26 protein-coding genes and 2 tRNA genes are annotated in these 24,172 nt (G+C 37.1%); 8 read left to right on the top strand and 20 right to left on the bottom strand.

Translation table 11 applies throughout. The annotated features are described in order from the left end of the window. Positions 1-58 precede the first annotated feature (58 nt). Positions 59-1,240, bottom strand: coding sequence for a sugar phosphate nucleotidyltransferase (locus QMD21_03585; protein MDI6855851.1), 1,182 nt, complete (start codon positions 1,238-1,240; stop codon positions 59-61). A 58-nt stretch (positions 1,241-1,298) separates the two neighbouring features. Here QMD21_03585 and QMD21_03590 point away from each other — a divergent pair, with 58 nt between their 5' ends. Continuing rightward, on the top strand, positions 1,299-2,804 hold the full coding sequence (locus QMD21_03590; GenBank protein MDI6855852.1) for a flippase: 1,506 nt from the start codon (positions 1,299-1,301) through the stop codon (positions 2,802-2,804). On the opposite strand, the gene QMD21_03595 is transcribed toward QMD21_03590, so the two are convergent. The 5 genes from QMD21_03595 to QMD21_03615 form a co-directional block, all read right to left on the bottom strand. Beyond that, positions 2,793-4,133 (bottom strand): DUF4010 domain-containing protein, encoded by a 1,341-nt coding sequence (locus QMD21_03595; GenBank protein ID MDI6855853.1) that lies wholly within the window; start codon positions 4,131-4,133, stop codon positions 2,793-2,795. The two genes, QMD21_03590 and QMD21_03595, sit on opposite strands and share 12 nt — an antisense overlap. Further along, positions 4,126-4,680 (bottom strand): phosphoribosyltransferase family protein, encoded by a 555-nt coding sequence (locus tag QMD21_03600; GenBank protein MDI6855854.1) that lies wholly within the window; start codon positions 4,678-4,680, stop codon positions 4,126-4,128. The genes QMD21_03595 and QMD21_03600 overlap by 8 nt, the downstream gene beginning before the upstream one ends. A gap of 41 nt (positions 4,681-4,721) precedes the next feature. Next, entirely contained in the window at positions 4,722-6,068 is a 1,347-nt protein-coding gene (locus QMD21_03605) for an HD domain-containing protein (GenBank protein MDI6855855.1), read from the bottom strand. Further along, positions 6,035-6,301, bottom strand: a complete 267-nt coding sequence (locus tag QMD21_03610) for a hypothetical protein (protein MDI6855856.1) — start codon at positions 6,299-6,301, stop codon at positions 6,035-6,037. The genes QMD21_03605 and QMD21_03610 overlap by 34 nt, the downstream gene beginning before the upstream one ends. Positions 6,302-6,322: 21 nt before the next feature. Next, a tRNA-Tyr gene (locus tag QMD21_03615) sits at positions 6,323-6,432 on the bottom strand. Positions 6,433-6,647: 215 nt separating this feature from the next. Between QMD21_03615 and QMD21_03620 the strand changes: the two genes are divergently transcribed. From QMD21_03620 to QMD21_03630, 3 genes are read left to right on the top strand one after another with little or no spacing between them, the layout of a single operon-like run. Then, a complete protein-coding gene (locus tag QMD21_03620; GenBank protein MDI6855857.1) occupies positions 6,648-7,316 on the top strand; it encodes an isochorismatase family protein in 669 nt (222 codons plus the stop codon). After that, positions 7,313-8,194 carry an NAD(P)/FAD-dependent oxidoreductase gene (locus QMD21_03625; protein ID MDI6855858.1) on the top strand — a complete coding sequence of 294 codons (882 nt, stop codon included), beginning with the start codon at positions 7,313-7,315 and terminating at the stop codon, positions 8,192-8,194. The genes QMD21_03620 and QMD21_03625 overlap by 4 nt, the downstream gene beginning before the upstream one ends. After that, positions 8,185-9,087: a radical SAM protein gene (locus QMD21_03630; GenBank protein MDI6855859.1), complete on the top strand. Its 903-nt coding sequence runs from the start codon at positions 8,185-8,187 to the stop codon at positions 9,085-9,087. The genes QMD21_03625 and QMD21_03630 overlap by 10 nt, the downstream gene beginning before the upstream one ends. Here QMD21_03630 and QMD21_03635 read toward each other — a convergent pair. Beyond that, a complete protein-coding gene (locus tag QMD21_03635; GenBank protein MDI6855860.1) occupies positions 9,084-9,602 on the bottom strand; it encodes a tRNA (cytidine(56)-2'-O)-methyltransferase in 519 nt (172 codons plus the stop codon). The two genes, QMD21_03630 and QMD21_03635, sit on opposite strands and share 4 nt — an antisense overlap. 105 nt (positions 9,603-9,707) lie before the next feature. On the opposite strand from QMD21_03635, the gene QMD21_03640 reads away from it, so the two are divergent. The 3 genes from QMD21_03640 (at position 9,708) to QMD21_03650 (ending at position 10,813) form a co-directional block, all read left to right on the top strand. Further along, positions 9,708-9,780: transfer RNA gene (locus tag QMD21_03640), tRNA-Phe, on the top strand. Between the two features lie 47 nt (positions 9,781-9,827). Then, on the top strand, positions 9,828-10,349 hold the full coding sequence (locus QMD21_03645; GenBank protein MDI6855861.1) for a hypothetical protein: 522 nt from the start codon (positions 9,828-9,830) through the stop codon (positions 10,347-10,349). Then, positions 10,346-10,813, top strand: a complete 468-nt coding sequence (locus tag QMD21_03650; GenBank protein ID MDI6855862.1) for a type IV pilin — start codon at positions 10,346-10,348, stop codon at positions 10,811-10,813. The genes QMD21_03645 and QMD21_03650 overlap by 4 nt, the downstream gene beginning before the upstream one ends. 10 nt (positions 10,814-10,823) lie before the next feature. Here the strand turns inward: QMD21_03650 and QMD21_03655 are convergent, their stop codons facing one another. The 6 genes from QMD21_03655 to QMD21_03680 form a co-directional block, all read right to left on the bottom strand. Next, entirely contained in the window at positions 10,824-13,208 is a 2,385-nt protein-coding gene (locus QMD21_03655) for an SMC family ATPase (protein ID MDI6855863.1), read from the bottom strand. Then, entirely contained in the window at positions 13,205-14,410 is a 1,206-nt protein-coding gene (gene sbcD, locus QMD21_03660; protein MDI6855864.1) for an exonuclease subunit SbcD, read from the bottom strand. Before sbcD ends, QMD21_03655 begins: the two co-directional genes overlap by 4 nt. 70 nt (positions 14,411-14,480) lie before the next feature. Continuing rightward, complete coding sequence (locus tag QMD21_03665) at positions 14,481-15,638, bottom strand: hypothetical protein (GenBank protein ID MDI6855865.1); 1,158 nt, start codon at positions 15,636-15,638, stop codon at positions 14,481-14,483. Continuing rightward, positions 15,617-16,357, bottom strand: coding sequence for a metallophosphoesterase (locus QMD21_03670; protein ID MDI6855866.1), 741 nt, complete (start codon positions 16,355-16,357; stop codon positions 15,617-15,619). Before QMD21_03670 ends, QMD21_03665 begins: the two co-directional genes overlap by 22 nt. Further along, positions 16,341-17,399, bottom strand: coding sequence for a saccharopine dehydrogenase C-terminal domain-containing protein (locus tag QMD21_03675; protein MDI6855867.1), 1,059 nt, complete (start codon positions 17,397-17,399; stop codon positions 16,341-16,343). Before QMD21_03675 ends, QMD21_03670 begins: the two co-directional genes overlap by 17 nt. Next, positions 17,371-19,983 (bottom strand): ATP-dependent helicase, encoded by a 2,613-nt coding sequence (locus tag QMD21_03680; GenBank protein MDI6855868.1) that lies wholly within the window; start codon positions 19,981-19,983, stop codon positions 17,371-17,373. The genes QMD21_03675 and QMD21_03680 overlap by 29 nt, the downstream gene beginning before the upstream one ends. A 186-nt stretch (positions 19,984-20,169) precedes the next feature. Here QMD21_03680 and QMD21_03685 point away from each other — a divergent pair, with 186 nt between their 5' ends. Then, on the top strand, positions 20,170-20,724 hold the full coding sequence (locus tag QMD21_03685; protein ID MDI6855869.1) for a hypothetical protein: 555 nt from the start codon (positions 20,170-20,172) through the stop codon (positions 20,722-20,724). Here the strand turns inward: QMD21_03685 and QMD21_03690 are convergent. The 7 genes from QMD21_03690 to QMD21_03720 all read right to left on the bottom strand — a co-directional run bounded on the left by QMD21_03690 (position 20,680) and on the right by QMD21_03720 (position 24,061). Then, positions 20,680-21,306: a nucleoside recognition domain-containing protein gene (locus tag QMD21_03690; GenBank protein MDI6855870.1), complete on the bottom strand. Its 627-nt coding sequence runs from the start codon at positions 21,304-21,306 to the stop codon at positions 20,680-20,682. The two genes, QMD21_03685 and QMD21_03690, sit on opposite strands and share 45 nt — an antisense overlap. Positions 21,307-21,395: 89 nt before the next feature. Continuing rightward, complete coding sequence (locus QMD21_03695; protein ID MDI6855871.1) at positions 21,396-21,683, bottom strand: nucleoside recognition domain-containing protein; 288 nt, start codon at positions 21,681-21,683, stop codon at positions 21,396-21,398. A 79-nt stretch (positions 21,684-21,762) separates the two neighbouring features. Further along, on the bottom strand, positions 21,763-21,897 hold the full coding sequence (locus QMD21_03700) for a hypothetical protein (protein MDI6855872.1): 135 nt from the start codon (positions 21,895-21,897) through the stop codon (positions 21,763-21,765). Next, positions 21,881-22,351: a FeoB small GTPase domain-containing protein gene (locus QMD21_03705; protein MDI6855873.1), complete on the bottom strand. Its 471-nt coding sequence runs from the start codon at positions 22,349-22,351 to the stop codon at positions 21,881-21,883. Before QMD21_03705 ends, QMD21_03700 begins: the two co-directional genes overlap by 17 nt. Further along, entirely contained in the window at positions 22,344-22,499 is a 156-nt protein-coding gene (locus QMD21_03710; GenBank protein ID MDI6855874.1) for a hypothetical protein, read from the bottom strand. Before QMD21_03710 ends, QMD21_03705 begins: the two co-directional genes overlap by 8 nt. Before the next feature lie 209 nt (positions 22,500-22,708). Beyond that, positions 22,709-22,816 carry a winged helix-turn-helix transcriptional regulator gene (locus QMD21_03715; GenBank protein ID MDI6855875.1) on the bottom strand — a complete coding sequence of 36 codons (108 nt, stop codon included), beginning with the start codon at positions 22,814-22,816 and terminating at the stop codon, positions 22,709-22,711. 99 nt (positions 22,817-22,915) lie between these two features. Then, positions 22,916-24,061 (bottom strand): MFS transporter, encoded by a 1,146-nt coding sequence (locus QMD21_03720; protein MDI6855876.1) that lies wholly within the window; start codon positions 24,059-24,061, stop codon positions 22,916-22,918. Between the last annotated feature and the right edge of the window lie 111 nt (positions 24,062-24,172).

Below are 24,172 nucleotides of genomic sequence, written 5' to 3' on the forward strand. Positions count from 1 at the left end.
ATCAGATATTATCTTCTGCGCTTCTCTTGCGCCACAATACCCTATAATTCCACACATCTCAAACCACTACGGTTTTATCAGGAATGTTGGTTGTAATCAGTTTCCTTGCGCCGAGCTTGCATCCCACGCCTATCAATTTACCTGCCTCGACAGAGACAGAATTTTCTATAATTGTGTCATCGCCTATAATCACGCCTAAATCTGCTGTTTCATGGAAACCGTCTGATAGCTGAACGTAACTCCTGGCAACATCATTCACAAAATGCGAGCCTAGAGCTACACCTTCGCCGAGAACTGAGCTAGAGAGTTTTGTAAAGCTCCCTACCCTCGCATCGTTCATTATAATAGAATTTTTTATTTCAGAAAAAGATTCGATTGTTACATTATCCCCTATGCTCACTGACGGAAAAATACATACGTTAGGGCCTATCTCGCATTCTGCACCAATTACTACAGGGCCCACTACACAGCAACCAGAATGGATAATAGTGTCTTTCCCTATTTGTACGTTTCCTTTAATAGTAACATTTTTCTCTACCCTACCGCCAAGTCCTGTTATTCGCGCTTTTGCAAGAATCTCGGAATTTATTCTTAGCAAGTCCCAAGGATATACTGCGTCATACCAAGTACTTGTCCTAACGCATGATATCTTGGTATTTTCGCGTAGAAGATGCTGGAGTGTAGAAGTAAGATCTACGCTACCAGAGCTCTTTATAGCTTTGAAAATATCGCGTGAGAAAATATATGCTCCTGTAGATACAAGTTCACTTACTTTCAGCTCAGGCTTCTCTATAATATTTTTTAATTTTCTTCCTTCAGTGATTACAGCGCCGTATTTTGACGGTAGCGAGCTCTTTGTAATGAGTAAAGAAGGCGGTTTGGATTTGATGAGTTGCGCAAGAGTTTCACTCTCAATAATATTGTCTCCTGCAATGACTAAAAATTTGTCTTCAACGTAATTACTTGCTTGAGCTACTGCATGCGCAGTGCCCAATTGCTTATCCTGCTCTACATACTCTATGCTCGCGCCAAATTTTTTACCATCTTCAAAATAGCTCATTATCCTCTCCTTTTTGTACCCGACTACAATGACTAGTTCTTTTAATCTGTTCCTAACCAGCGCTTCTACTACATATTGAAGTATAGGCTTGTTTGCTATAGTGAGCATTACTTTAGGTCTTGTAACTGTTAATGGGCGCAGCCTTAGACCTTCTCCCGCAGCTAGAATTACAGCTTTCATGGCTCTTATAATGAGCAAGCAAATATTTAAATCTCTCTGCTTATTTACTGTCGAAAAAATGATTGCACGCAAATCAACACTTATATTTGGATTTAATATTATCTCAGCACTATTAGGTTACGTCGGCTTGTTTTTCGTAGCTCGCTTCATGGGCGCTTATCCTCTGGGTATCGTTGGGTTTGCATTTGCCTTTGTTACTACGTTCTCTTTCATTGCAGATTTGGGGTTCGATGGAGCTCATGTAAAGAGAATTTCTGAAGGAAAAGAGCTTAATAAATGTCTCGGTACTTTTTTTACCATTAAAGCAATTCTTGTCGTAGTAATGGCTACTTGCATTTTAGGCAGTGTTTTTGTTTGGAAGTTTTTGCTCGGAAGAGGCTTTGAAAGTAGAGAACATGAGCTTGTCCTTTACATAATGCTCTTTTATATTGTGCTCTGGTCATTTAGTAAGTTTTTTTTAATTACTTTTTGCGCACGTCAAGAAACTGCAAAATTCCAAATTCCTTATTTTACAGAAACTTTCTCGAGAGTATTGATTACTATTCCTATCGCTGTTTTAGGACTTGGTGTAATTGTACTTGCAAGCAGTTATGTAATTGGCGTTGTGCTCATGCTCCTTGTATCACTATGGCTTTTCAGGAACTATACTATAGGTAAATACGATAAAGAATATTTCAGAAGTTATCTGAGTTTTGCATTGCCTGTTTTCTTTATTATAGCAATTTCTGTCATAGCTGTAAATATAGATACTGTAATGATCCAGCTATTCTGGAGCAGCAAAGAAGTTGGCTATTATTTTGGTGTTCAGAAAATAAATAATTTCGTGATTATGATCTCAGGTGCTGTAGGTGCTCTATTATTTCCTACTCTATCAAGCTATCATGCTGAGAATAAAATAAAAGAGATTGCAATATTAACTCAAAAAGCAGAGCGCTATATATCACTTGTTATATTCCCAATTATAGCATTTATAATAGCGCTAGCGCCTCAAATAATAATAGTAATACTTTCAGCTGAGTTCTTACCTGCAGTAACAGTACTTCAAACTTTGGCATTGTATACAGTTTTAGTGTCGATAAACAGTCCTTACTGGCTACAGTTCGGCGCTATTAATCTACCAAAATTAGGCGCTAAAATTGCAGGTACAGTTGCACTCCTAAATATAGCTCTAAATATGATATTCATACCTCCTGCTATTTTTGGAGTGAGATTTTTAGGCTTGGGCGCTTTCGGCGCTGCGCTAACTACAGTTATCTCAGCATGCGTAGGTATACTTATCTCAAGATTTTATGTTAAGAAGCTTACAAATACAACAACAAACCCCAAAATATTTATCCACTTACTTGTGGCTTGTTTAACCGCTCTTTTGCTCTATTTGCTTGCGCAAACTCTGCCTTTAGATAGATTTTATTCATTGATTTTGGCAGGCTTGCTGTGTGTTGGTATCTATTTAGGTATTCTCTACTGCTTAAGAGAGTTTACAAAAGAAGATTATCATTTCTTTTTAGATACTTTGAGTCCTAAAAAAATGTTTAGGTATATTAGAGAAGAGTTAAGGCAATAGAGGCATTATAAATCGCAGCAGAATAATTATTGCAATTGTTCCTACAAGCGCTGTTATTATGAGTGGCTTAGTTACTTTCTTGGCAAGCTCTTTTGAGCTAAAGCCTGCAATTCCTATATTTGTAAGTGTAGAAATAATACATGCAAGAAGGCAAGTGCTTGCAAGAGCGCTGAAAGAAATTTCGCCAGGAAATTGATAGGCAAGCAATGCAAGGCTCGCTACTACTGCCCCGCTTGATGCAAAGCCACCGAGCGCTGTTAAATAGATCCAGTCTTTTCCTAAGTAATGAGTTACTGCATAGCCTAAAGATGCTACTAAAACAAATAAAACTCCAAACTTAGTTGCAGGTATTACTGCGAAAGGCGATTTAATATCGATTTTAAGCTCTTCCTCAACTCTCATTGGCGCTGGAGAGAGTGATAAGTGAACAATATTTACTACACACATTGCAGCAATAGGAAGCAGCATAAATGATAGAACTTTAAAATGAGGGTCTGCAAAGCCAGCAATTATCAAATTCCGTATAAGCATTGTAGTGTTGGAGACAACTATTCCTAATGTTACAATACTGAGAAGTTCATTTTTTCTTTTCACATGATGGGAGAGCGATGCGGTGGTAGCTTCTGAATTTACCAACCCACCAAAGAGTGATGAAAAAAGGATTCCCTTAGTTATACCGTAACGTCTCATTGCAAGGAATGAAACGAACGAAACTGCCGAGACGAATACTATAATTGAAAGCATCCATTTAAAATTGAAAATTCCAAAAATAGGTTCATTGGGAGCTAATGGTAATAATATAAAAGCAACTGAAATAAAGCCTAGGGCGCTCATAAGCTCGCTTTCTGTAAGTACTGAGGCAAGCTCATGTAATCTTTTTTTAGATACTAGTAAAAGAGTTATAGCCACACAGCAAATCAGAGAGACAAGCCAGAGTTCAAAGCCTACCAAAACGCCCAGAATAAAAGTTGCAATTACAGTTATAGGAGTAGTTAGTCCGGTAAGCTCTAGCTGATGCTTCGCATAGAACATAACCAGAGCTAAAAGAATAAAGCCGAAAAGTCCTAAAGGGATTAGAAGAGAGAAATAAGGTAGAAGAGCGCCTGAAATTTGTCCAGATTCACTTGCTAGCCTTGTAATAATTGCAAGTAAAGTACCGCAAAGTGCTACTATAGGAAATGTACGAATACCGGCGATAACAATAGCTCTTTCGCCTGATTCTACTCTTTTATGATGCTCGCGCTCCAGTCCTATCAAAATTCCTAAGCCTATAGAAATAAGTAAATTCTGTATTATTTTAAGCTCAGATATTAGTGCAAGTTCATCCATTTTTCTGGCTTTTTTTGTTCCTATGACATACTCCTTTTTCTGTTACTCCTTTAGGACATTTTTCCTGCCCTGAGTCCAAGCAATATTCGCAAACCTCGTATGGGAATACAATCCAGTCATTAGTAGTTTTTATATAATAGTCAGGTGTAAATACCGAGCGCGGTTTGTGAAATAATGTGGCTGATTTTACTGTATTAATATCTACCATGCTTTTAATTTTTTCAACCACTGTCTTCATAGTAATACCCTCGTCGGTAATATCATCTACAACTAATATATTGCCTCCAAACTTTGATGTGCCCAAAACATCGGTAAGCCTTATTACACTATAAGTTTCCTTACTGCCTTTTTTATAGCGCTGAGTATAAATTACGTGAAGCGGTAAATCCAGAATATCAGCCAGTACTCTACCTATAACAAGTCCCCCGCGCGCTATACATATAATATTATTAAAAGCGGTATTATCGTTAGTTATTTTTTCTGCAAGTTGATAGCAAAGCTTATCGTACTCTCCCCAGCTCAGCATATAATTTTTTTCATTAGTCATAATATTCATTATAGCACTTATAAAATATATTTTTTTTCTCTCTAGCCTAGTAAAACTCTTTCCGCTACTTTCGCTACTTGTTTTGAATATTTAGGTTGAGTCGAGACCATTACAGCCCAGTCAACTATTTTTCTAGTGCGCATTGCTTTAGCAATTGGCGAATAGTCGCTAAAGAATCTTAATTTACCATTGTCTAAAATTCTAATATCTATTTTATCAAGTCTCGGCTCTGAAAGTATTATTTCTTTTCCTGGGGTATCGATAAGCACGTAACCTTCTTTTGCACCTACCTTTCTACAAAGCTCTCTTTCCTTCTTTAGCCTCTTATCTGCATTATCAAGCTCCGAGAGTGCATCTAGCTCCTCTTTACTGAACTCCTTAATATCTTTAGAATAAGCTTTCTTAAACAGTTTTCTATACTTCAACCTGAGCACGATTTCTTTGCAATAGCTGTGAGCTTTCTCTAACTCCGCTAAAAGCTCTGAGTCTACCATTCTATTGAGTTCTTCTAATTTACCGAGCTCTAAAGCTCTTTCGACTGCTCTTGCCAGCATAATTTCTGCTATTCTTACAGTTTTATGAAAATAGACTGATGAATACATTAAGCCTCGAGCTACAAGCATGCTCTCAATTGCCGACACACCTTTTTTATCCATCACAAGCTCGTCCTTAAATAATGTCATTGTTTGAATTAGTCGCTCAGTATCAATAATACCGTAAGCTACTCCTGTGTAATAAGCATCTCTGATCAAGAAGTCAATTTGATCTGCATCTATAGGGCTATGTATTATCTGATGCAAATATCTTCTCTCAATTTCTTTAGTCAAAAAAACATCTAAGCTATAATCTACAAAACTTTTAGATACTAAGTTAGCAACTTTTCTAGGCTCTAGGTCATAGCGCTCTAAAATCTCAGCTACAGTTTTAGTATTGTCAATAGCTATCAACTCATTACCCTTTATCACACTATATTCGCCAGTAATTATCTGTTTTGTTATATCTACGTGATCCTTTTTTAGTTTTTTGCCGAGAATGTATTCAAGTGTATGAGAGTATGGACCATGACCTATATCATGCAATAATCCTACTGCTTGCACAAGAGTTTTTTCGTAATTTTCTAAGTTTAGCTGCTCTGCTATCTTACCTGCGATATGCGCTGTGCCTAAAGAATGCTCTATACGTGAATGATGTGCCCCCGGATAGACAAGATATGCGAATCCAAGCTGGTGTATGCAGTTTAAGCGCTGAACCTCGGGCGTTTCCATAAGGTCGAGCAGCAGCCCTTCTATCTTTATATTGCCGTGAACTGAGTCGCGAATTATTTTATGCTCATAAACTGCTCGATCTAACTGCGCTACTCTTTTATCATTTCTTCGTACTCTTCGCATGTTTTTATTATAGTTGCGCATGCATTATATGCTCTTGTGGCTTCGTATACAGAGTTAAATCCGAATTTGAGTTCGCCTGCCCATTTTTGGCAGTAATAGTTTCCGCCATCGAATTTTTTACAATTTCTGCATTTTGACTCTATTAGCTTCTCAAATCTATTGTATGCCGATGCCTGCGCCCCTCTTATCTCTTTTAGTGTTTGTCCTCTACTTTTGCTCCTTCTTCTAGCCATTTTTATCCCGTCAGAAAAAAATCCCGGCTGCCGGATTTGAACCAGCGACCTAGGGATATCTACATGCAAATGCGCTAGCATTTGCATAAACCAACTACAGTCCCCCGCTCTACCAACTGAGCTAAGCCGGGATTTGTTAGATACAGTCCCCCGCTGCGACAAATTGCGTTCTACGGAATTGCAAAGCAAATTCCGTCGCAAGCAATTTGGAGCGAGGATGAATTGCAAAGCAATTCATCCGAACTACCAACTGAGCTAAGCCGGGGATCTTTTCATGCAAATAACTATATAAAGTTGTGATATATAAAAATTTATATTTCTACAAAAGGCTTTAATTGATTCTAGAATGGTCAAAAAAGGAGAATACGTTACTGCAGAAAATCTATCAATCAAAGCTCTTAAGTGGCTTAAAGCTTTAGAGCTTTATAATAAAAGCAAGAGTTTTCAGCTCGTCCCTCGCTCTTCCGCACTGCTAGTAATAGATATGCAGAATTTCTTTCTTGATAGCAATTCTCACGCGTTTATTCCTGCAGCTAAAGCGATCGTTCCGAACGTTTTGAGACTCTTAGAGGGGTATAGAAAAAATCAGTATTGTATAATATTCACAAGGTATGGTGTAAAAGAGGACGAGGGTTGCGGTATTATGAAGAGATGGTGGAAGGACAATGTAAAAGAAGGATCCTATTACTCTAAAATTATATCGTTGCTAAAGCCTGGCAAAGGCGAATTTATTGTTAGGAAGACCAGATACAGCGGCTTTTATAACACTCAGCTTGAGAATATTCTTAAAGCTCGCGATATAAAAAGTATTGTTATTACCGGAGTTATGACAAATCTATGCTGCGAAACTATCGCAAGAGAAGCTTTTACAAGAGATTTAGAAGTTTATTTTGTAATAGATGCAACTGCTACAGTTAATGAAGAGCTCCATTTAGCTAGTTTAAAAACACTAGCGCATGGGTTTGCTATTCCTAAACTTACAGAAGAGATACTGGCTGTGCTAAATAAAAAATGATTTACTATGTAGTTGTAATAGGCGCAGGTCCTGCAGGCTTAGCTTCATCAATCCAGCTTAAAAGATTTGGTCTGGAGCCTTTGGTGTTGGAGCGTAGAGCAATTGGAGGCTTGGCTTCAAATGCAAATCTTATTGAGAATTACTTAGGATTTCCAAAAGGAATCGGTGGTAAGAGGCTCGTAAAGCTTTTCGAAGAGCAGATTAAGAAGTTAGATATTGAAGTGATGAAGGAGGAGGTAAAGAAGTTAAAAGTTAGTGGAAAGCTCATTACAATAATTACAGAAAAAAACAGATTTTTAGCGCGCTCAGTAGTTTTAGCCACAGGCACAATACCTAAAGCTGCAAATATAAAAAACGAAAAAGAGCTTGCAGGTAAAAGAATATTTTATGAAGTTGCTGAGTTACCTCCTTTAAAGAAACGTATGAGGCTTGCAATTATTGGCAGCGGCGATGCTGCCTTCGATTATGCACTTAATCTCTCAGCCAAAGTTAGTAAAGTGGATATACTCTTCAGGAAAGCAGTGCCTAAAGCTCTTAAGCTTCTTGTGGATAGAGCCAAAAAAGCAGAAAATATTATTATTCACTCAAACACTAAACCTCTGAGCTTTGAAATAACTAATAATAAGCTTGCAATTAATTGTATTACAGACGGAAAAGTTAATATTTTCAATTGCGATTATGCTATTATCGCAGTAGGAAGGGTTGCAAACCTAGAGATTTTAGATAGTGAGATGAAGTTTGAAAATAGAGCTGAAAAATCAGGTATATTCTTTGCAGGCGATATTAAAAGAGTTAGTTTGAGGCAAGTGGGTATTGCAGTAGGTGATGGATTGATAGCTGCTGACAAAGTAATTAAATTCTTGAGAAAATGGAAGTAGTATATGAGCAAGGCCACGAAGATTTAGCGAAAGTCTATGTCGCAGTAATGAGAGGCTCAAATGAATACATGGTGGAATTTGCAGAGTCGCTTCAACCACCTCTGCTTAAAGCTCAAAAATGGGTACTGATAATATCATGCTTGTTCGGCTGCCCTGTAAAATGCCTTATGTGCGATGCGAGTACAACTTACAGAGGTAAGCTTACAGCTCAGGAAATGATAGAGCAAATAGATTATTTAGTAGCTAAGTATTTTTCTGACCGTAAAATACCGATTCCTAAATTCAAAATTCAGTTTGCGAGGATGGGTGAGCCTGCGCTCAATAATAATGTGCTGGAAGTTTTAGAGAAGTTGCCAAAGCTCTATAATGCACCTGGACTTATGCCTGCTATTTCTACACTTGCTCCCAAAGGTTGTAACGATTTTTTCGAGCGATTAATTGAAATTAAAAATAGATATTACTCAGGAGGCTTTTTTCAGCTCCAGTTCTCAATTCATACAACCAATCCTGCCAAGAGAGACAAGCTTATGCCTGTAAATAAATGGAATCTCAAAGATATTTCCGAGTATGGTGAAAAATTCGTCGAGCCTCAAGATAGAAAAATAACTCTTAATTTTGCAGTAACAGAAGGTTACGAGGTAGTGCCTGAAGTTATTCGTAGATATTTCAATCCAAAAAAATTTGCAATTAAACTCACTCCTTTAAATCCTACTGAGAAGGTCTGCGAAAACAAACTCACGTCTTCCATTGACGCTAATCGACCTGAAACAGCTTCTCAACTTATAAATGAATTTAAAGCTTGCGGATTTGACGTGATTCTCAGTATCGGCGAGCTAGAAGAGAACAAGATAGGTAGTAATTGCGGTTTTTATCTTAGTAGAAAAATTCATTAGTTTGGCGTTCGCCTTATATTCTTACCTCTTTTTGCGGGTATTATTTTTACTCTAGCGCCTTTAAAATCTTTATATAACTCCTCGCCCTTTAGAAATCGATCCAGAAATACAGCTAAAGCAGCAACTTCGCTATGAGGCTGATTGCCAACTGCAATATTGAGATCGGCAAGCTCAAATACAACGCTTGGTACTTTCTCAGCTCCTACTATTACTAGTAAATCTTTGTCTTGCGGTATTTTCTGAAGAGCTTCATTAATATGTTCACCATACATCGTTAGATGTACCTTTATGCCATCCCAATTTTTTACTAGCTCTTGCCAATTTTTGCAAAAAAGTAATTTAAGGTCGTCGCCAAACTTAGCTTTAACTTTTTCAATACTTTCTTTTAACTTGAGATCCTTAGTTGTAACGAAAACTTCACTTGCACCAAAAGCTCTTGCCACCAAGCACACGTGTGTTGTTACCCTCTTATCGCGCTGGGGTCTGTGACCTAGTCTAAGAACAGAGATTTTCATTTTTTAAAGATTGGCTACCGATTTCTTAAGATTTTCCCCCGGCACTGTAAATTCTTAAATATAGGTACAGCGATTATAAATTAAGAAAGGCTAAAAGTGCTAGGTGCCGCGGTAACTCAGCTGGGAGAGTGCGAGACTGAAGATCTCGAAGTCGCGTGTTCAAGCCACGCCCGCGGCATCTTTCAGAAAAGTTCATTTGAACTTTAAAGCTATTTGAAAATTAGAATGCCAAAAAAAGATAATTATGCGGTTTCACCCATTGTCAGTACAGTTCTACTTATTGGGATATGCGTAGTATTCGCAACTGTAATGTTTGTCTGGGTAAGTGGCTTCGTTTTCCAGAGCGGTTTTGTGCCTGTTGCTGAGCTCGCAATCTATGATAAAAATATTAGTAGCGGTAACGTGACTTATATTATTTTGATGAAAACATTCAGACCGAAGGCAGAGCCTAAAGATGTTAAATGCTATATATGCGATAAAGACGGGTTTGTAAAAGCATCCTTCGGTTTCCCAGCGGAAATAAACAAGCCATATAAGTACACGATAGATTTAAACGGTACTAAAGAGCTAAATATCATATGGTATAATGGAGGCGGTATGATAGCGTCTTACGATAGACTTAAGTTAACAGTCAATAATACCACAGGGTTAGATGTAAGTGAGCTCAAAACTTTAGCCACTTATTCCTTATATCTAAGGCACAATCCAACTGGTGGAAGCTTGATAGGAGTAGTGAGATTGGATTGATAGGCATTAATGAAAGAGAAAGTAAAGAAGCGGTGGTCTCGCCAGTAATAGGGGTAATATTGCTTGTGGTTATTACTGTGGTTATAGCTGCTGCTGTATGGGTATGGCTTACTGGAATTATAGGAGGAGGAACTAAAGCTACACCTGGTATAGAAATGAGCGTAACTAAAGAAGATAGAAATTATACAGTTAATATTACTTCTGTTTCTAGAGCTGTTGGTTTAGACAAAGTCAAAGTCATCATTTTGAAAGAAGCTGTGGCTAAGGATATTTTCATATTAAACGATCCTAAAATTTACGGTAATAAAACAGGCATGGTTTCTTTCTTAGATGAAGATATGGATATGACACTTTCAGTCGGAGATTGTTTAAAATTGAGAGGAGAGTATGCAGAAAGCGGAATAACAGTTATGTTAATTCATATTCCTACAAACGAAATAATGGGCGAGGTAACACTTCCATAATTTTAATTTGCTAATATTCAATTCTGGAGACACCTTCCGGTGACATTGCTACAGTTATTTTAGTTGCGAACTCTGGGCGCTCTGCAACGTCTGTTAGATGAGTTATCAAAATAATTTTATCGAAAAACTTTCCTAGATCAAATAACTTTCTTACGAAGAGCTCTCTGCTCGTTTCTGTATCCAGCGATCCTAAATCGCCTTCGTCTATAAAAAGAGTTTTCATTCTGCCATAGGTTTTACCTACTTGCGGTAGAAGCGCCAGCTGCTTAGCAATTGCAAATCTTAGTGCAGCATTAATTTGAGTTTTCTCTCCGCCACTAAATTCTTGTGCATCATGCCATTTACCATCAACGCCTAGAACTTCAATTTTAAGTCCATAGCGTTCGCCTTCTTCGTAAATTGTTAAATTAGCTTGGCTAAAGCGTTGGGCAGTCATGTCTGAAAGGTTAGCTGAAACTTCTTTAGTTAGTATTGCAAGTAGCTGATTAATTGCATACATTGTAATACCTCTTTTATGGAATATTTTATCTTTGAGGATAGTAAGTACTTCTATTTGCTCTTTAAGCTCTTTATACGATTTCTCTTTTACTGCAATTTCTTCTTTTCTCTTCATTAATTTTTCAATTTCTTTTCTTACCAACTCAGCTTCAGCTTCTAATCTAGCCAGTGTTTTCTCAGTATTGCTCAGCTCATTTCTTAATGCTTCAAGCTCTTGTTCTGCTTTTCTGTAGCGCTCCTCATAACCAAGCATTTCTGTAATTTTTGATTTTAGAGCTACAAGCTCTTTTTCTAAATTATCTTTTCTTAATTGCCATTCTGTGATAAGTTTAGATAACTCGCTAAGCTCTTGAAAACGTTTTTCGCAACGCTGAAGCTCTTCTCGCGCTTTGAGTTTTTTAGTAATCGCGCTAGCAAGCTCTTTCAATTTGTTGGCGTCCTCGCTTCTAAACCCACAAGTCTCAATTTGAGCTTGAATTTCTAATATACTTTTACGCAGTTGTTCAAGCTCTTTTTCTTTTTCTCCCTCTTTTCTTGAACGCTCAACTTCAAGCTCCTTCACTCTTTTATCGATCTCGGATAGTACAAAAGAATCTTTATTAATTGCACTCACATCTTTACTTACCTTTACAAGCTCTTCATGCGCTTGCACCCTTTCTTTAGTCAATTCATTTATTATGCTACTAGGTAGTGGCCAGCCTAGCTCTTTGCCTATTCTTGCGATTCTTTCTTTTAGCGCGCCCTCATTTCTAAGAAGCTCAAACGCTTGCTCTTGACTAAGGGCTGTTTTAAGTGATTTCTTTCTAGCGAGCTCTTCTTGAACTAGTTTTTCAATTCTTGCAAGTTCTAACTTATATCTATCTTCTTGCTTGCGAAACTCCTCTTCCCTCAATTTAAAAGCGATTGAAAATTTTTCAAATTCGCTTTTTAACCTTTCCAGTTTGGTGCGCTCTTCTACAAGCTCTTCATAACCTTCTGCTTCTACTTTAAGCTCTTCCACCCTTAACTTTAACTCTTCGTATTCTCTTCTACTCTCAGCTTCATCTTCTAATTTTATAGCAATCTCAGAAAGCTCCTTAGTCAAAGATTCTAATTTTGCTCTGCTCCTAATGTATTCTTCATGCCTTACAACCAGCTCGCGATACTCAAGCTCTTTGACTTTCACTCTCTTCTCTAGCTTACTTAGAATTTCTCGCTGATTTGCGCTTTCCACCATCGCATGCTCCAAAATTTTAGTTTTTTCAGGTAGCTCAAGCTCTAAACTACGCTTAGCTTGCGAAATTTCGCCTGATAGCTCGTCAGCGCTTTTTTCCAGTATACGAAGCTTATCGTCAGCTCTCTTCTGCGCTTTATCGAAAATTTCGAGTCTAAACAATTTTTGGCATATTCCCATTCTTTCAGCGCCACTTGCGCTACCCAATGCTTTCATTTCCTCTTGCCTGACGAAAGTGGAACTTCTAAATCCTTCGTAGTCCAGCCCTATAATCTCTTCTATTTTGTTATCCAGCTCTGAAATACTACCTGGAATTTCTTTTCCATTTGACTTTAAAATCAAATAAGATTTGCCAACATTATTAAGTCCTCTTATAACTTCGTATTCTTTAGAGCCTTGTAAAAATTTAAGTTTCACATAACCTCCTTTTTTGCAAATATCCTCAACCTTTACTCCGACTCCTTTCAAATCGGTTCTAGAAGTTCTTCTGTAGAGTGCAAATGTAATTGCATCTAGTAGAGTGCTTTTACCTGCTCCCGTCCTTCCAACTATCACAGTGAATTTCTCAGGTATTTTTAGAATTGTTTTAGTAATGTATCGCATGAAGCCGTTAAGTTCAAGCTCTTCTATCACAAAGCCTTCTGAAATTTGAGGCTTTTCTTTACCAAAAGATGCTGGGATCATTCTAAAACCTCTTTTAGAATATTTATTCCTTCCTTATGCAGCTCGTCTTTCTTAGGATGCTTGCTGTAATTCAGCTCTATATAGTTTTTTAATAGTTCGAATGGATTAGTAGTAAAGCTTACAAGCCCTATTTTCTCCTCTTCCTCCTCGAGCCATTTAAGTTCGCAATAAAAGGAGTCTTTAAGCTTTAGCCTAAGCTTAGATTCTTCGATTCTAGCTCTCATGCCTAGTGGTAAAGAAACTGTAAGCTTTATCATTTTATCTTTTACATTTTCGAGTGCGCTGATGATTTTATCAGTAGGATCCTTTTCATTTGCCTCGAGCGCCAGTTCTATCTTTTCCATTTTACGTGTCGGCAGTTTTTCAAAACACCATTTGTTTTCTAAAGGTGAAATTCTAACGAAGCCTTTTTCATCGTCGCATTCACCCCAGTCTATTCTTTCAATCCCGCCGGTATAGATAATTTCGCACTTGCCACTTTTACCAACTTTCTGATGCAAATGAACATGTCCCAAAACTGCAAGATCGAGTTCGGGCGATATTTCTTGCTTTGTAATAGAGAACTCGCCTGGCAATACCTCAGGACTTGCTACCTCTCTTAGCTTTGCACCCTCAATATAATAATGAGCAAATAGAATTTTATAATCTGCTTGCTCCTTAACGCAGTTTTCAAGCCACTCTTTTATAATTCCTCTCCCGACTTCTAGCACTTGCTCTTTAGGAATCTCTTTACCAAGCTTGCCTTTCATAAGCTCAATAACTGCAGAAGGATGAATATAAGGCAGAATAAGGCACAGAATTTTTTTGTTTTCTATATAGATTCTTTCCACCGAAGGCGTTCTGTAAACGGTAATAAAAGATTTGTCGTAATCTTCAAAATCGCTTATCGAGGTACCTCTTTTGGAGATGCGGGGCTGGTCGTGATTACCTGCAATTATAAAAACTTTGATTTTATTAGCTCTAAGAGGCTCTAGCACATCTTTTCTGACCATTTCTCTATAGATTGGCACTACGTTAGTACGGTCGAATAGATCGCCTGCTATTACAAACAATTTAGCTTTTTTAGCAATAGCAAAGTTTGCTATCCTTTTAAAATTCTCATGGATATCGAGCGCTCTTGCAGAGATGCCTGTTTCTAAATCTACGTTTATACCAAAGTTTATACCCTCATGTATATCTGCGCATACTACAATTTCGTCCACTGCTTTTTCTTAATGATTAAGGAGCTAAAAAATTTTTCTAATATAAGTTAGATAAAAACTCAAACGAACTTCAAAATTCATCTAACCTCTTAACGCTCACTAACTTACTCCATCTTTTATAATCGCTGAGTTTCCAAGCTTTTGCAGTTTTTAGTTCTTCAATGCCGCAACTTGGGGTCTTGCAAGTAAGACAGTTACCCTTGCAGTCAGCAGGCTCAAACTCATCATTTTTTCTTATATAGATAGGCACATCAAGACCTTCGCAATTTAAGCTTGTAGCGAAATCTTGATTTAAGCCTCGATAGTATTGTTTTTTATTCCTGCATATCTCAAATTCCATACATAGTGCAAATGTTAAATTTAACTTGTTGCAAACCTCGCGCAAAAACTTAAAAATTTTTTTTCTATAATTTATATTCGCATGCAAATAATAGCCTATCCTTTCATTGTAAAGTTCTAAATATTTTCTTGCAGCTCCAGATGCTATTCTATCAACATTTTTTAGAATATCTTGCTGAGCAGGCTTGGGAATATCAACTACACTTGCAATTACATGGTTTGCACCGCAGTCTTTTAATTTTTTAACAAGTTCTTTTAAAGACTCTTCACTATCAGTTATATATGGAAAAATAGGATCTATTCTAGCAACTGCATAAATATTTTCATTGCTCAGCTTGACAATATTTCTAAGTAATGTTTCTGTATTAGCGCCTCGTGGCACTAGTTTCTTTCTGAGCTCCTCGTTAAGTGTTAGAATACTTACTTGTCCAAAAGAATGCTGTTGAGTTTTAATTAAAGAAATAATTTTATTAGGCAGCTCGCCTTTTGTGATGAACTCAATAGGAATATTTCTAGAAACGAAAACCTCTGTTATCTTCTCCGCTAACTCGTATTTTTTATTTATAGGCTGGAAAGGGTCTGTTACAGGACTTAAGTAACCGCAGCTAGCTACGCTTAGAGAATCTAGTTGCTGGGCAATAACTTTATCAAAATCTTTGAATACTGTAACAACACCTTCTTTTCTATAGCGCTCGAAATACCCTTTATAAGCGTTTGCATAACAGAAAAAACAGTTATGGTAGCAACCAGCGTATGGATTGATTAGCAATCGTTCGCTTGTGCACTCTCGTCGCTGTTGAGCTTTTGAATAATACCAGCCGTGCAACTCTTTTTTGCTAAATACAAGCACATGAGGATAAGGCTCTCTTATAATCCTTTCAACTTCCATAATTCTGGGAACTCCAAATATTTATCATGCTCAACAATACCAACTGCTCTGAGATTATCTATTCCTAAATTTTTTAGAATAGGGGAGAGGAGCTCCTGCTGGGGAATAATATTTACAGAGCTGCCTTCTGCAAAATAGCTTACTGCTGGAAGCACAATAACTTTTTTGTCTTTTACTTTGCCGTATAAAAAGCATTTGAGTTTTTCTTTTACTCCAAGCTCTGAATAAAGTGCAAGTGCAGGATGCTCGTGCGCTAAGACAATCACTTTTTCTTTAACTTGCGCTAGCTCTCTCTCCCTATGCCCATGAATGAATAAATAATCTTTACAAGCTAACTCATCGTAAAGCTCAATACCATATTTTTCAGTTAGTCGGTAAATGAAATTGTCATGATTCCCTTTTATCAAAATTATCTTTTTGAAATTATTGTTGAGGTAGTAAAAGAAATCGACTAACTCTTTAAATTCATGATAACTTGTTTCTGAAAACTCATGCTTGATATCGCCGTTAATTAAAATTTTTGATGCTTTTTTAAGCTCTGATATTTTACGCACATCATTAAGAATTTTTTTGTACTGTACTTTGGGCATGAAAATACCTTGCTCTGCAAGTATGCCCTCGTAGCCAAGATGCAAATCCGCAATCGAAATTAAATCTAGCTCTTCAATATAAATTGCAGGGTAAGGCTCTATAAGCTCTATACTATTGAAAATTTTCATTTATCTTTATACCTCTTCTAGCTAATTCAGCTAAAAATTTTTCATCCTGTATGCAAATCTCTGGTGTGAAAGCGCCTTTTTCAAGCTCTCCTTTAGCTAAATATTGCGCTATTATCGATGCGCTAAAGCCAGTTGTCCTTGCCATTGCGCTAAGCTTGTTCTTTTCATCAAAATAATCTACTAGCTCGTATTCTATTTTTTCTTTTTCGCCAACAACACTTACTCTTAGCAGCACAACATCTTTGCAGGGCTTTAAATGCTTTTTCAGAAATGTGATAAAAAGCTCTTTCTCTCTTCTCGCTTTTACTATTTTTTCGCAATGCCCTATGTACCTTATCGTTTTGTAATCAAGCTCTTTGACTTTATTCTTGAAAGTATCAGGCAACGTTGAGGCACCACCAGCGGTATGAAAGCATTCGAGCATCCCAAAATTATGAAAATATATATGTTCGATTTCTGTTAATGGCTCAACTTCTTTTATCTTTCCGTTTCTTATTATTCTGCATTTCCTAGTGTACTCATTTATCAATCCTTCGATAGAGAAAAACAACCCGTAATTTAAAGGAGGTTTTGGTGCTTGGGGTAAGCCTCCTACTCTGCAATAAATGGCATAAAGGTTCTTAACTTTTCTGGCTCCTAAGCCTGACAGAATATTTGTAATTCCAGGCGCTAAACCGCAATCTGGTATTACGGTAATACCTGCCTTTTTAGCACTATCGTGGAACTTTAATTCCTTCTTAACAATTTCTGTGTTGCCACCCAAATCGCAGAAATTTGTGCTTGCTTTAATGGCTGCTTTGACAAGTTTATAATTTAAAAAGTATGGCACTGCTGAAACAACAGCATCGTATTTTTTCATTAATTTTATTAGTTTATCATGAGCTTTTACATCTACTTTAATTGCAATTGCATCGTATTTTCTTGCAACTTTTTCAGCAGCTTCAAAATCTATATCACCAACAGCAACTTCTACTTTGTTTTTCATTAAATCAAGTGCTATAGCAGAGCTCATTTTACCTGCGCCTAAAACAAGGACTTTCATAAGTATCCCCTTCGTTCAACTTCCTCATCAACTTCTCATGCAGCTCTATCAGCCTCTCTTTCCGATCCTTCATCAAAATAATATCTGCTTCACCAAGCAAAATGAGGTTATGAGCGAAAGGTGAAGGGAGCTCGGTCTTTAAATAATAGTATTTGATTTCTTTGTTTTTTATAGCATCTAAAACTTTTTTTGCATTCTCTATATCCATAACATCTTTTAGAATTTCACGATAAGTTTCTTTAATTATAGGGAAATTCTCAGAGATTTCTTCGCAAACTTGCAAAAGCATTTGTGCATTCAATTGCTGTCTGGCAACTCTTATTTTATGTCCCTTATAATTTCTAAGCACTAAGAAACCCCTTGTAGAGCAATGCCTGAATCTGCGCTTCATAAGCTCTGTCTTTCTAACATTTGATTTTAAAAGCTCGTATAAGTCAGTACTAAATAATTTTTCAAAAATCTCAGGCATATTTATTTCTGCGTTGGCTGGCACAATGAGACCAAAGCCGTTATCACAGACTATAACACCAAGATCTGCTTTCAGCAATTTTCCAATTATAAAGCCAAAAATTCTAGAGAGTGCGTCGTTGACTCTTCTGCCGAAAAGAAAATGAAATACTAATATTCTTCTAGCTCTTAGATCAAAAGTATCCTCAATGATTAAAATTTTATCTGTAGGAAAAATTCCTAAATAATCATATTGTAGCTGAAAATAATGCTGAATTGCTTTTCTGGAATTCTCATCCATTTGATATTTTTCCAATAATCTTTTAATATTTTTTACATCTTTTTTATTTAAAAGCTCAAAATACTGAGCTCTGAACTTACCTATTTCTAAAGCTAGTTCATAGCTCAAAGGCAATAGTTCTGAGAACCATGCAGGAATTGTTGGAAGCTCTTCCTTGCGCTCCTGCACAAAGCAGCGCATGCCACGTGCATATCTAAATTCGTAAGTCCTTCCACCAAGTACAAAAATATCGCCTTTACGTAAGCGCTCTAAAAAATCTTCTTCGATATTACCAACGTAATGGTAAGGCTCTAGATTGTAGACGGCAACTTGCACTTCATCAGGTATTGTCCCTAAATTAAGATAATAAATAACTTTAGTGTACTTGCCTCTCCTTCCAAATACTAAATCTTTTTCGTCAAACCAAATTTTACCGTAGACATTACGATCTTCTAAATCTGCATAATGACCAGCAATATAATGTAGTAAAGAAAAGAAGTCCTCATAGTCAAGATCTTTATAGCAGTAAGAGCTTCTTACAACTTCAAAAGCTTCTTTTACATTCCATTTTCTAGTCAGTGCCATACCAACAATATGCTGAGCTAGCACGTCTAAACAATTTCTAACTACCTGCATTTTGTCAAGTTCTCTTTGCTGTGCGCATTTCAACATTACTGCACACTCTACCAAATCATCTCTATCTAAAGCTATAACCTTTCCTTTTGCAATATCCAACAAGCCATGACCACTACGACCAATTCTTTGCACGCAACGCGTTACACTTTTAGGTGAGCCTAGCTGTACAACTAAATCAATATATCCAATATCAATACCGAGCTCTAGAGAAGTTGAAGATATTACTGCTTTAAGTAAGCCGCGCTTTAGTCGCTCCTCAACATCCCATCTTATCTCTCTAGCCAAAGAGCCGTGATGAGCTTCTATACTTTCTTCAGGATATTTTCCAAGCGATTTTAAATGGTAAACAACTCTCTCAGTACCTGAGCGAGTGTTTGTAAATACAAGAGTTGTTCTGTGCTTGCTGATAAGTTTGTCAAGTAACTGATACATTAAAGCGTTCATTTTATCTGCAGTTGTATGGATTATATCTTTAGTTGGGCATATCAGCTCCAAATCGAATTTCTTAAACCATGAGACATCTACAACATTACAATTGCGCTCTTTACCTTTTTCGCAGCCTACCAAGAATCTAGCTGCCTCTTGCAAAGGATGTAGTGTGGCGCCTAAACCTATGCGAACAAAATTTTTGCCTATTAGCTCTTGCAACCTTTCAAGACTCAAACTCAAATGCACTCCTCTTTTGCTGCTTGCAAGCTCATGAATTTCATCTACAACAACCCATTTGATTGTTCTGAGGAACTCAGCAAATTTTATGGAATTCAATAAAATTGCCAAGCTCTCAGGCGTTGTTATTAAAATATGTGGCGGTTTTTTCAGCTGCTGAGCTCTTTCATACTGCGTTATATCGCCAGTCCTTATTGCAACCCTTATCTTTTCTTCTTTGTTCATCTCCCTTAAAGGCTCTAATAAGTTGCGATAGATATCGTTATCAAGCGCTCTGAGAGGAGAGATATACAGGCAGTAAACGCCGGCTTCAAGCTTTTGACGCTCTGCAAGATCGAAAAGTTTACTCAGAATAACCATAAAAACGCTGAAAGTCTTGCCTGAGCCAGTTGGAGCTGTAATCAAAGTATTTTTGTTTTGGGAAATTAATTTGAAAGAGTAGCGCTGAGGAGGCGTTAGAGATTTGAATTTTTTAACGAACCATTTTCTTACTTCTTTATTCAGGCATTTAAGATTTTCAGATTTAGTAAAAGGATACTGAACAAAGGTTATCATTACTGTTATAAAATGCATTGATATTAATAAAGATGTGGGTGCAGCACCAATTCTTTTTACTTCGTTAATTTTAATATTGGATTAGCTAATGCAAACATAGAATGAGCAAACTCAAGCACATTGCTACAGAGCTTAAACGCCACATCCCCTTTTACCGCTTTCGGCGCTCTTACAGGCGTGGTTATAATGAGCGCAATGGTTTGGATTGAAATTTCATCGTATAGTTTAAATATTATTTTTCACATTTTTCATTCACTGCATATTTTACTAAGCGCTTTTGTAACAACGAGCATGTACAAATTGCATAAAGGCAAAAGTTTGGCTTCCCCACTAATAGGGTTTGTGGGCTCTGTAGGAATATGTTCTATAAGTGATGTAGCGCTTTCTTACGCTGGTGGCATTCTTCTTGGAATTGAAACTGAGTTGCATGTATGCCTTATTGAGCATCCTCATATTATAATCTTTTCAGCACTGATTGGTATTGCGCTGAGTTATTTGAGAGCTACAACTAAATGCCCTCATGCAGCACATGTACTAGTGAGCACATGGGCATCGCTGTTTTATTTATTAGCATTCGGGGCAGCAAATTGGCTTCCTCTGCTACCTTTCATCTTCGTTGTGCTATTCATTGCAGTTTGGCTACCGTGCTGCGTAAGTGATATTGTATTTCCTCTTTCATTTGTAAAGGAGCTGCACTTAGAGCAGTGCACTCAAAACTCGATACACCAAGCCGCCGAGTAGCAGAGCAAAACCTATTTCAAGCACAGTAATTATTAAAGCTTTTTTCCATCTTAGTTCTTTGACTAATGCTGCAATTGTCACAATGCAGGGAATGTAAAACATTGTTATTATTGTAAACGTAAGGATTTGGACAGGCGTAAGCACTAACGCGAAATTAGACATGAATGTAGCAAGCATTATCAGTGTAAGCTCTTTTCTTAAAATGCTAAGTACAGAGCCAACAACAGCTGGTAACCCAAGCCAGCTCACAGTTACAGGGCTTAATACATTATTTAGTTGAGTAAGCAATCCTAGCATTTTGAGAGTTGTCAGTATAAAACTACCTGCAATAATTAACGGGAATGCAATCATAATAAAATCTTTTGTTCTGTGCCATGTTTGACGCAATGCTATCCTTAAAATCGGTTTTCTGTACGGCGGCATTTCCATGATAAGTCCCATAGGCTCGCTGGGAATTAATTTAAACGCCATTCTGCCGAGCAGGAATATTACAATTAAATTAAGCGCATAGAGTGCAAGAGCCCATTTAAAGCCTAGGTATGTTCCTACAAGACCTAAAATATAACTGTGCGTACGGCGCACGGAACCATTGTAGTAGCAAACACTGCTATAGTCCTCTCTCTTTCCGCTTCCATAACTCTGCATCCTAAGCATGCTGGAACATTGCACCCCTACCCCAGAATAAACGGAATAAAAGCCTTTCCATGGAGACCTATTTTATGCATTGTATTATCTATTAGAAATGCAGCTCTAGGGAGGTAGCCTGAATCTTCGAGCAAGCCCAAAATAATATAAAATGGAATTATATAAGGCAGTACGAGACTTACACCTGCAATTAAGCCTTCTACAATACCGTCCCAGACGAGCTCCCCACAAGCTCCAATATTTTCAAATGTCGGCCTAAACGAGCCTAATAAATCTATCAATGAGTTTGAAACAATATTTCCAATTAGAAACACAATGGCTAATATAAAAAATACGACTGCTGCTAGGAGAGGGTAGCCTAAATATTTATGTGTTGTAAGTACATCGAACCTTTCAGAAAAAGATGCTTTTTTTAGGAATAACTATTTCTTGAGCTTCACTAGCAATCTTGTTTGCAATAGAATATCTTTCTGCTGTTATTACAACACCGCAAGGATCTCTGTGAATTGCCTCAATTTCTTTTGCCAAGCCCTCTGCAAAAAAATACTATCTCAGAGCTGTACTTTACTTTTTTTATTTTAAATTCTCTTTTCTCGACCTCGAGTGCAGTACCAAGCAACTTCTCCATGCCAATGCCTTTTACCGCTACTGTCGGCACAACTGGAATATTAAATTTTTCTTCTAGTTCTTTTATCCCTTTTTTCTCAGCCATATCTATTTGATTAAGCGCTACAATAATAGGCACTTCCAATTCTAGCAATTGAATTGTAAAGAAAAGATTTCGTTCTAAAGCTGAAGCGTCAACCACATTAACTACGATATCAGGTCTTTCAATTGCAACGTACTCTCTTGAAATTAGCTCTTCGATAGAATATGTAGAAAGTGAATATATTCCTGGGAGGTCGATTACATCTATTTCATAACCTTTAAAATAGACCGCCCCTTCTGCTTTTTCTACAGTTTTTCCAGGCCAATTACCAATATGCTGGTGTAAGCCTGTAAAATAATTTAAAATTACACTCTTTCCTACATTTGCCTTTTACATCTGCAATCCTTCCTTTTTCACCAATATTAAGAGATGCCAGAGCCAAAATTTTTCTGTCTCTAGTATTTCCTTGCCTGTGGAACATTCTTCTGGAAAACCAATATTTCTATCCAGAGTTCTTTCTAGAACATCTGAAATACTATGTTCGAGCTTGCAAGCTTCTTCGTGAAGTTTATGCTTTGGAAAACCAAGTTTGGTGAGAAAACTTTCTACAATCCTGTGCTTCCTTAAAATTTTTTTTTACCAACAGTGCTGCCTTTTTTTGTTAGCGCAACACCCTTGCGGGGCGTGTATTCAACATACTTTTTCAGCTAACTTCTGCAACATCTCACTAACGCTTCCAGGCGCTATGTTCAAAGCTTTAGCAATCTCAGTAATAGTTGTATTTGCTTTGTTTTTCACAAAGTCGATATATAATTTCAAGGTATTCTTCAACTGCCTCTGTAGCCATATTAAAAAGATAAGGTATGCCTAAATTTAATGTTTCGGTATGCCTAAATTTTAAAATTTTCGCATTATCATGAATAACAAAAGAGCTGAGAACGTCAAAAGAGAGCTGAAAATAAAAGCAGCGCTTGCACTCACATAGCACCAAAGAGCTCCGGCAATCAAAGAGCTCGGCAAAGCTGCTAATCCAACAATAATATGGTATATTCCAAATGCGCTGCCTCTTAACTCCTTGGAACTTAAATCTGCTACAAAAGTCCTTTGCACAGTTTCGTTTATTGCTCGCGCTAAACCGTACAGTAGAAATAGCAGTAGGCAAATATTTAAAGAGTTGGTAAATGCAAATCCTAAAAACATCAAGCTTGTAATCCCATAGCCTAAGGTTAGAACTTTTGGTCTGCCTATTTTATCAGATAGCACACCAGATGGCACTGCCAGAAGTGTGTAAAGAATATTGAAAAGCAGATAGAGTAAAAGTATACAAGTTATACTCTCAGTGAACATCTTAGCTCTTAGCAGCATAAATGCATAGCTAAAATTGCCTAACGAAAAGAGTGCAGTTATTACTATGAAAATTTTGAATTCTTTAGGCAAAGAGGAAAAATTTAATTTTTTAACGGCGCTTTTAGCAATTTTTTCTTTTACCAAAAGTGTAAGTATTGCAGCAGAGCAGGCAGGTATTATCGCAATTAAAAATATACCTCTATAGGAAATCAGTGGAAATAATAATATTGCTAGTAGAGAGCCTAGAATAGCGCCTGAAGTATCGCATGCCCTATGGAAGCCAAACGCTTTACCTTTTCTCTCTTCAAAAGCTGATTCTGAGATCATGGCATCTCTGGGAGCAGTTCTTACCCCCTTGCCTATACGATCGAAAAATCTTATACTCAACACATGGTGCCACATAAAAGAGAAAGGCAAGAATATTTTAGCTAGCGCTGAGGTAATATAGCCTGCACTGACGAAACATTTTCTTTTGCCAATTCTATCACTGCAATAGCCTGAAAAAACTTTTAAAATACTAGAAGTGCAATCTGAAACACCTTCAATCAAGCCTATTATCAAAGGGGTAGCACCAAGCGTAATTAAAAAAAGCGGTAACAAAGGCATAATAAGTTCGCTACTAACGTCTGTAAGCAAGCTAACAACGCCTAAAAGAGCGATATTGAAAGTAATTCCGATAAATAATTTGTGGCGCATAATTTTAGAATATGAAGATTTATATATAAAGATATCAATATACGCAAAAAAGCATAAAAGAAGCCTTTCTTTCTTTTAGAAAAAGAAAGAAACCCTTCAGGGAAAGAAAGA

It is taken from the genome of Candidatus Thermoplasmatota archaeon (assembly GCA_030018475.1).
Classification (GTDB): Archaea; Thermoplasmatota; JASEFT01; order JASEFT01; family JASEFT01; genus JASEFT01.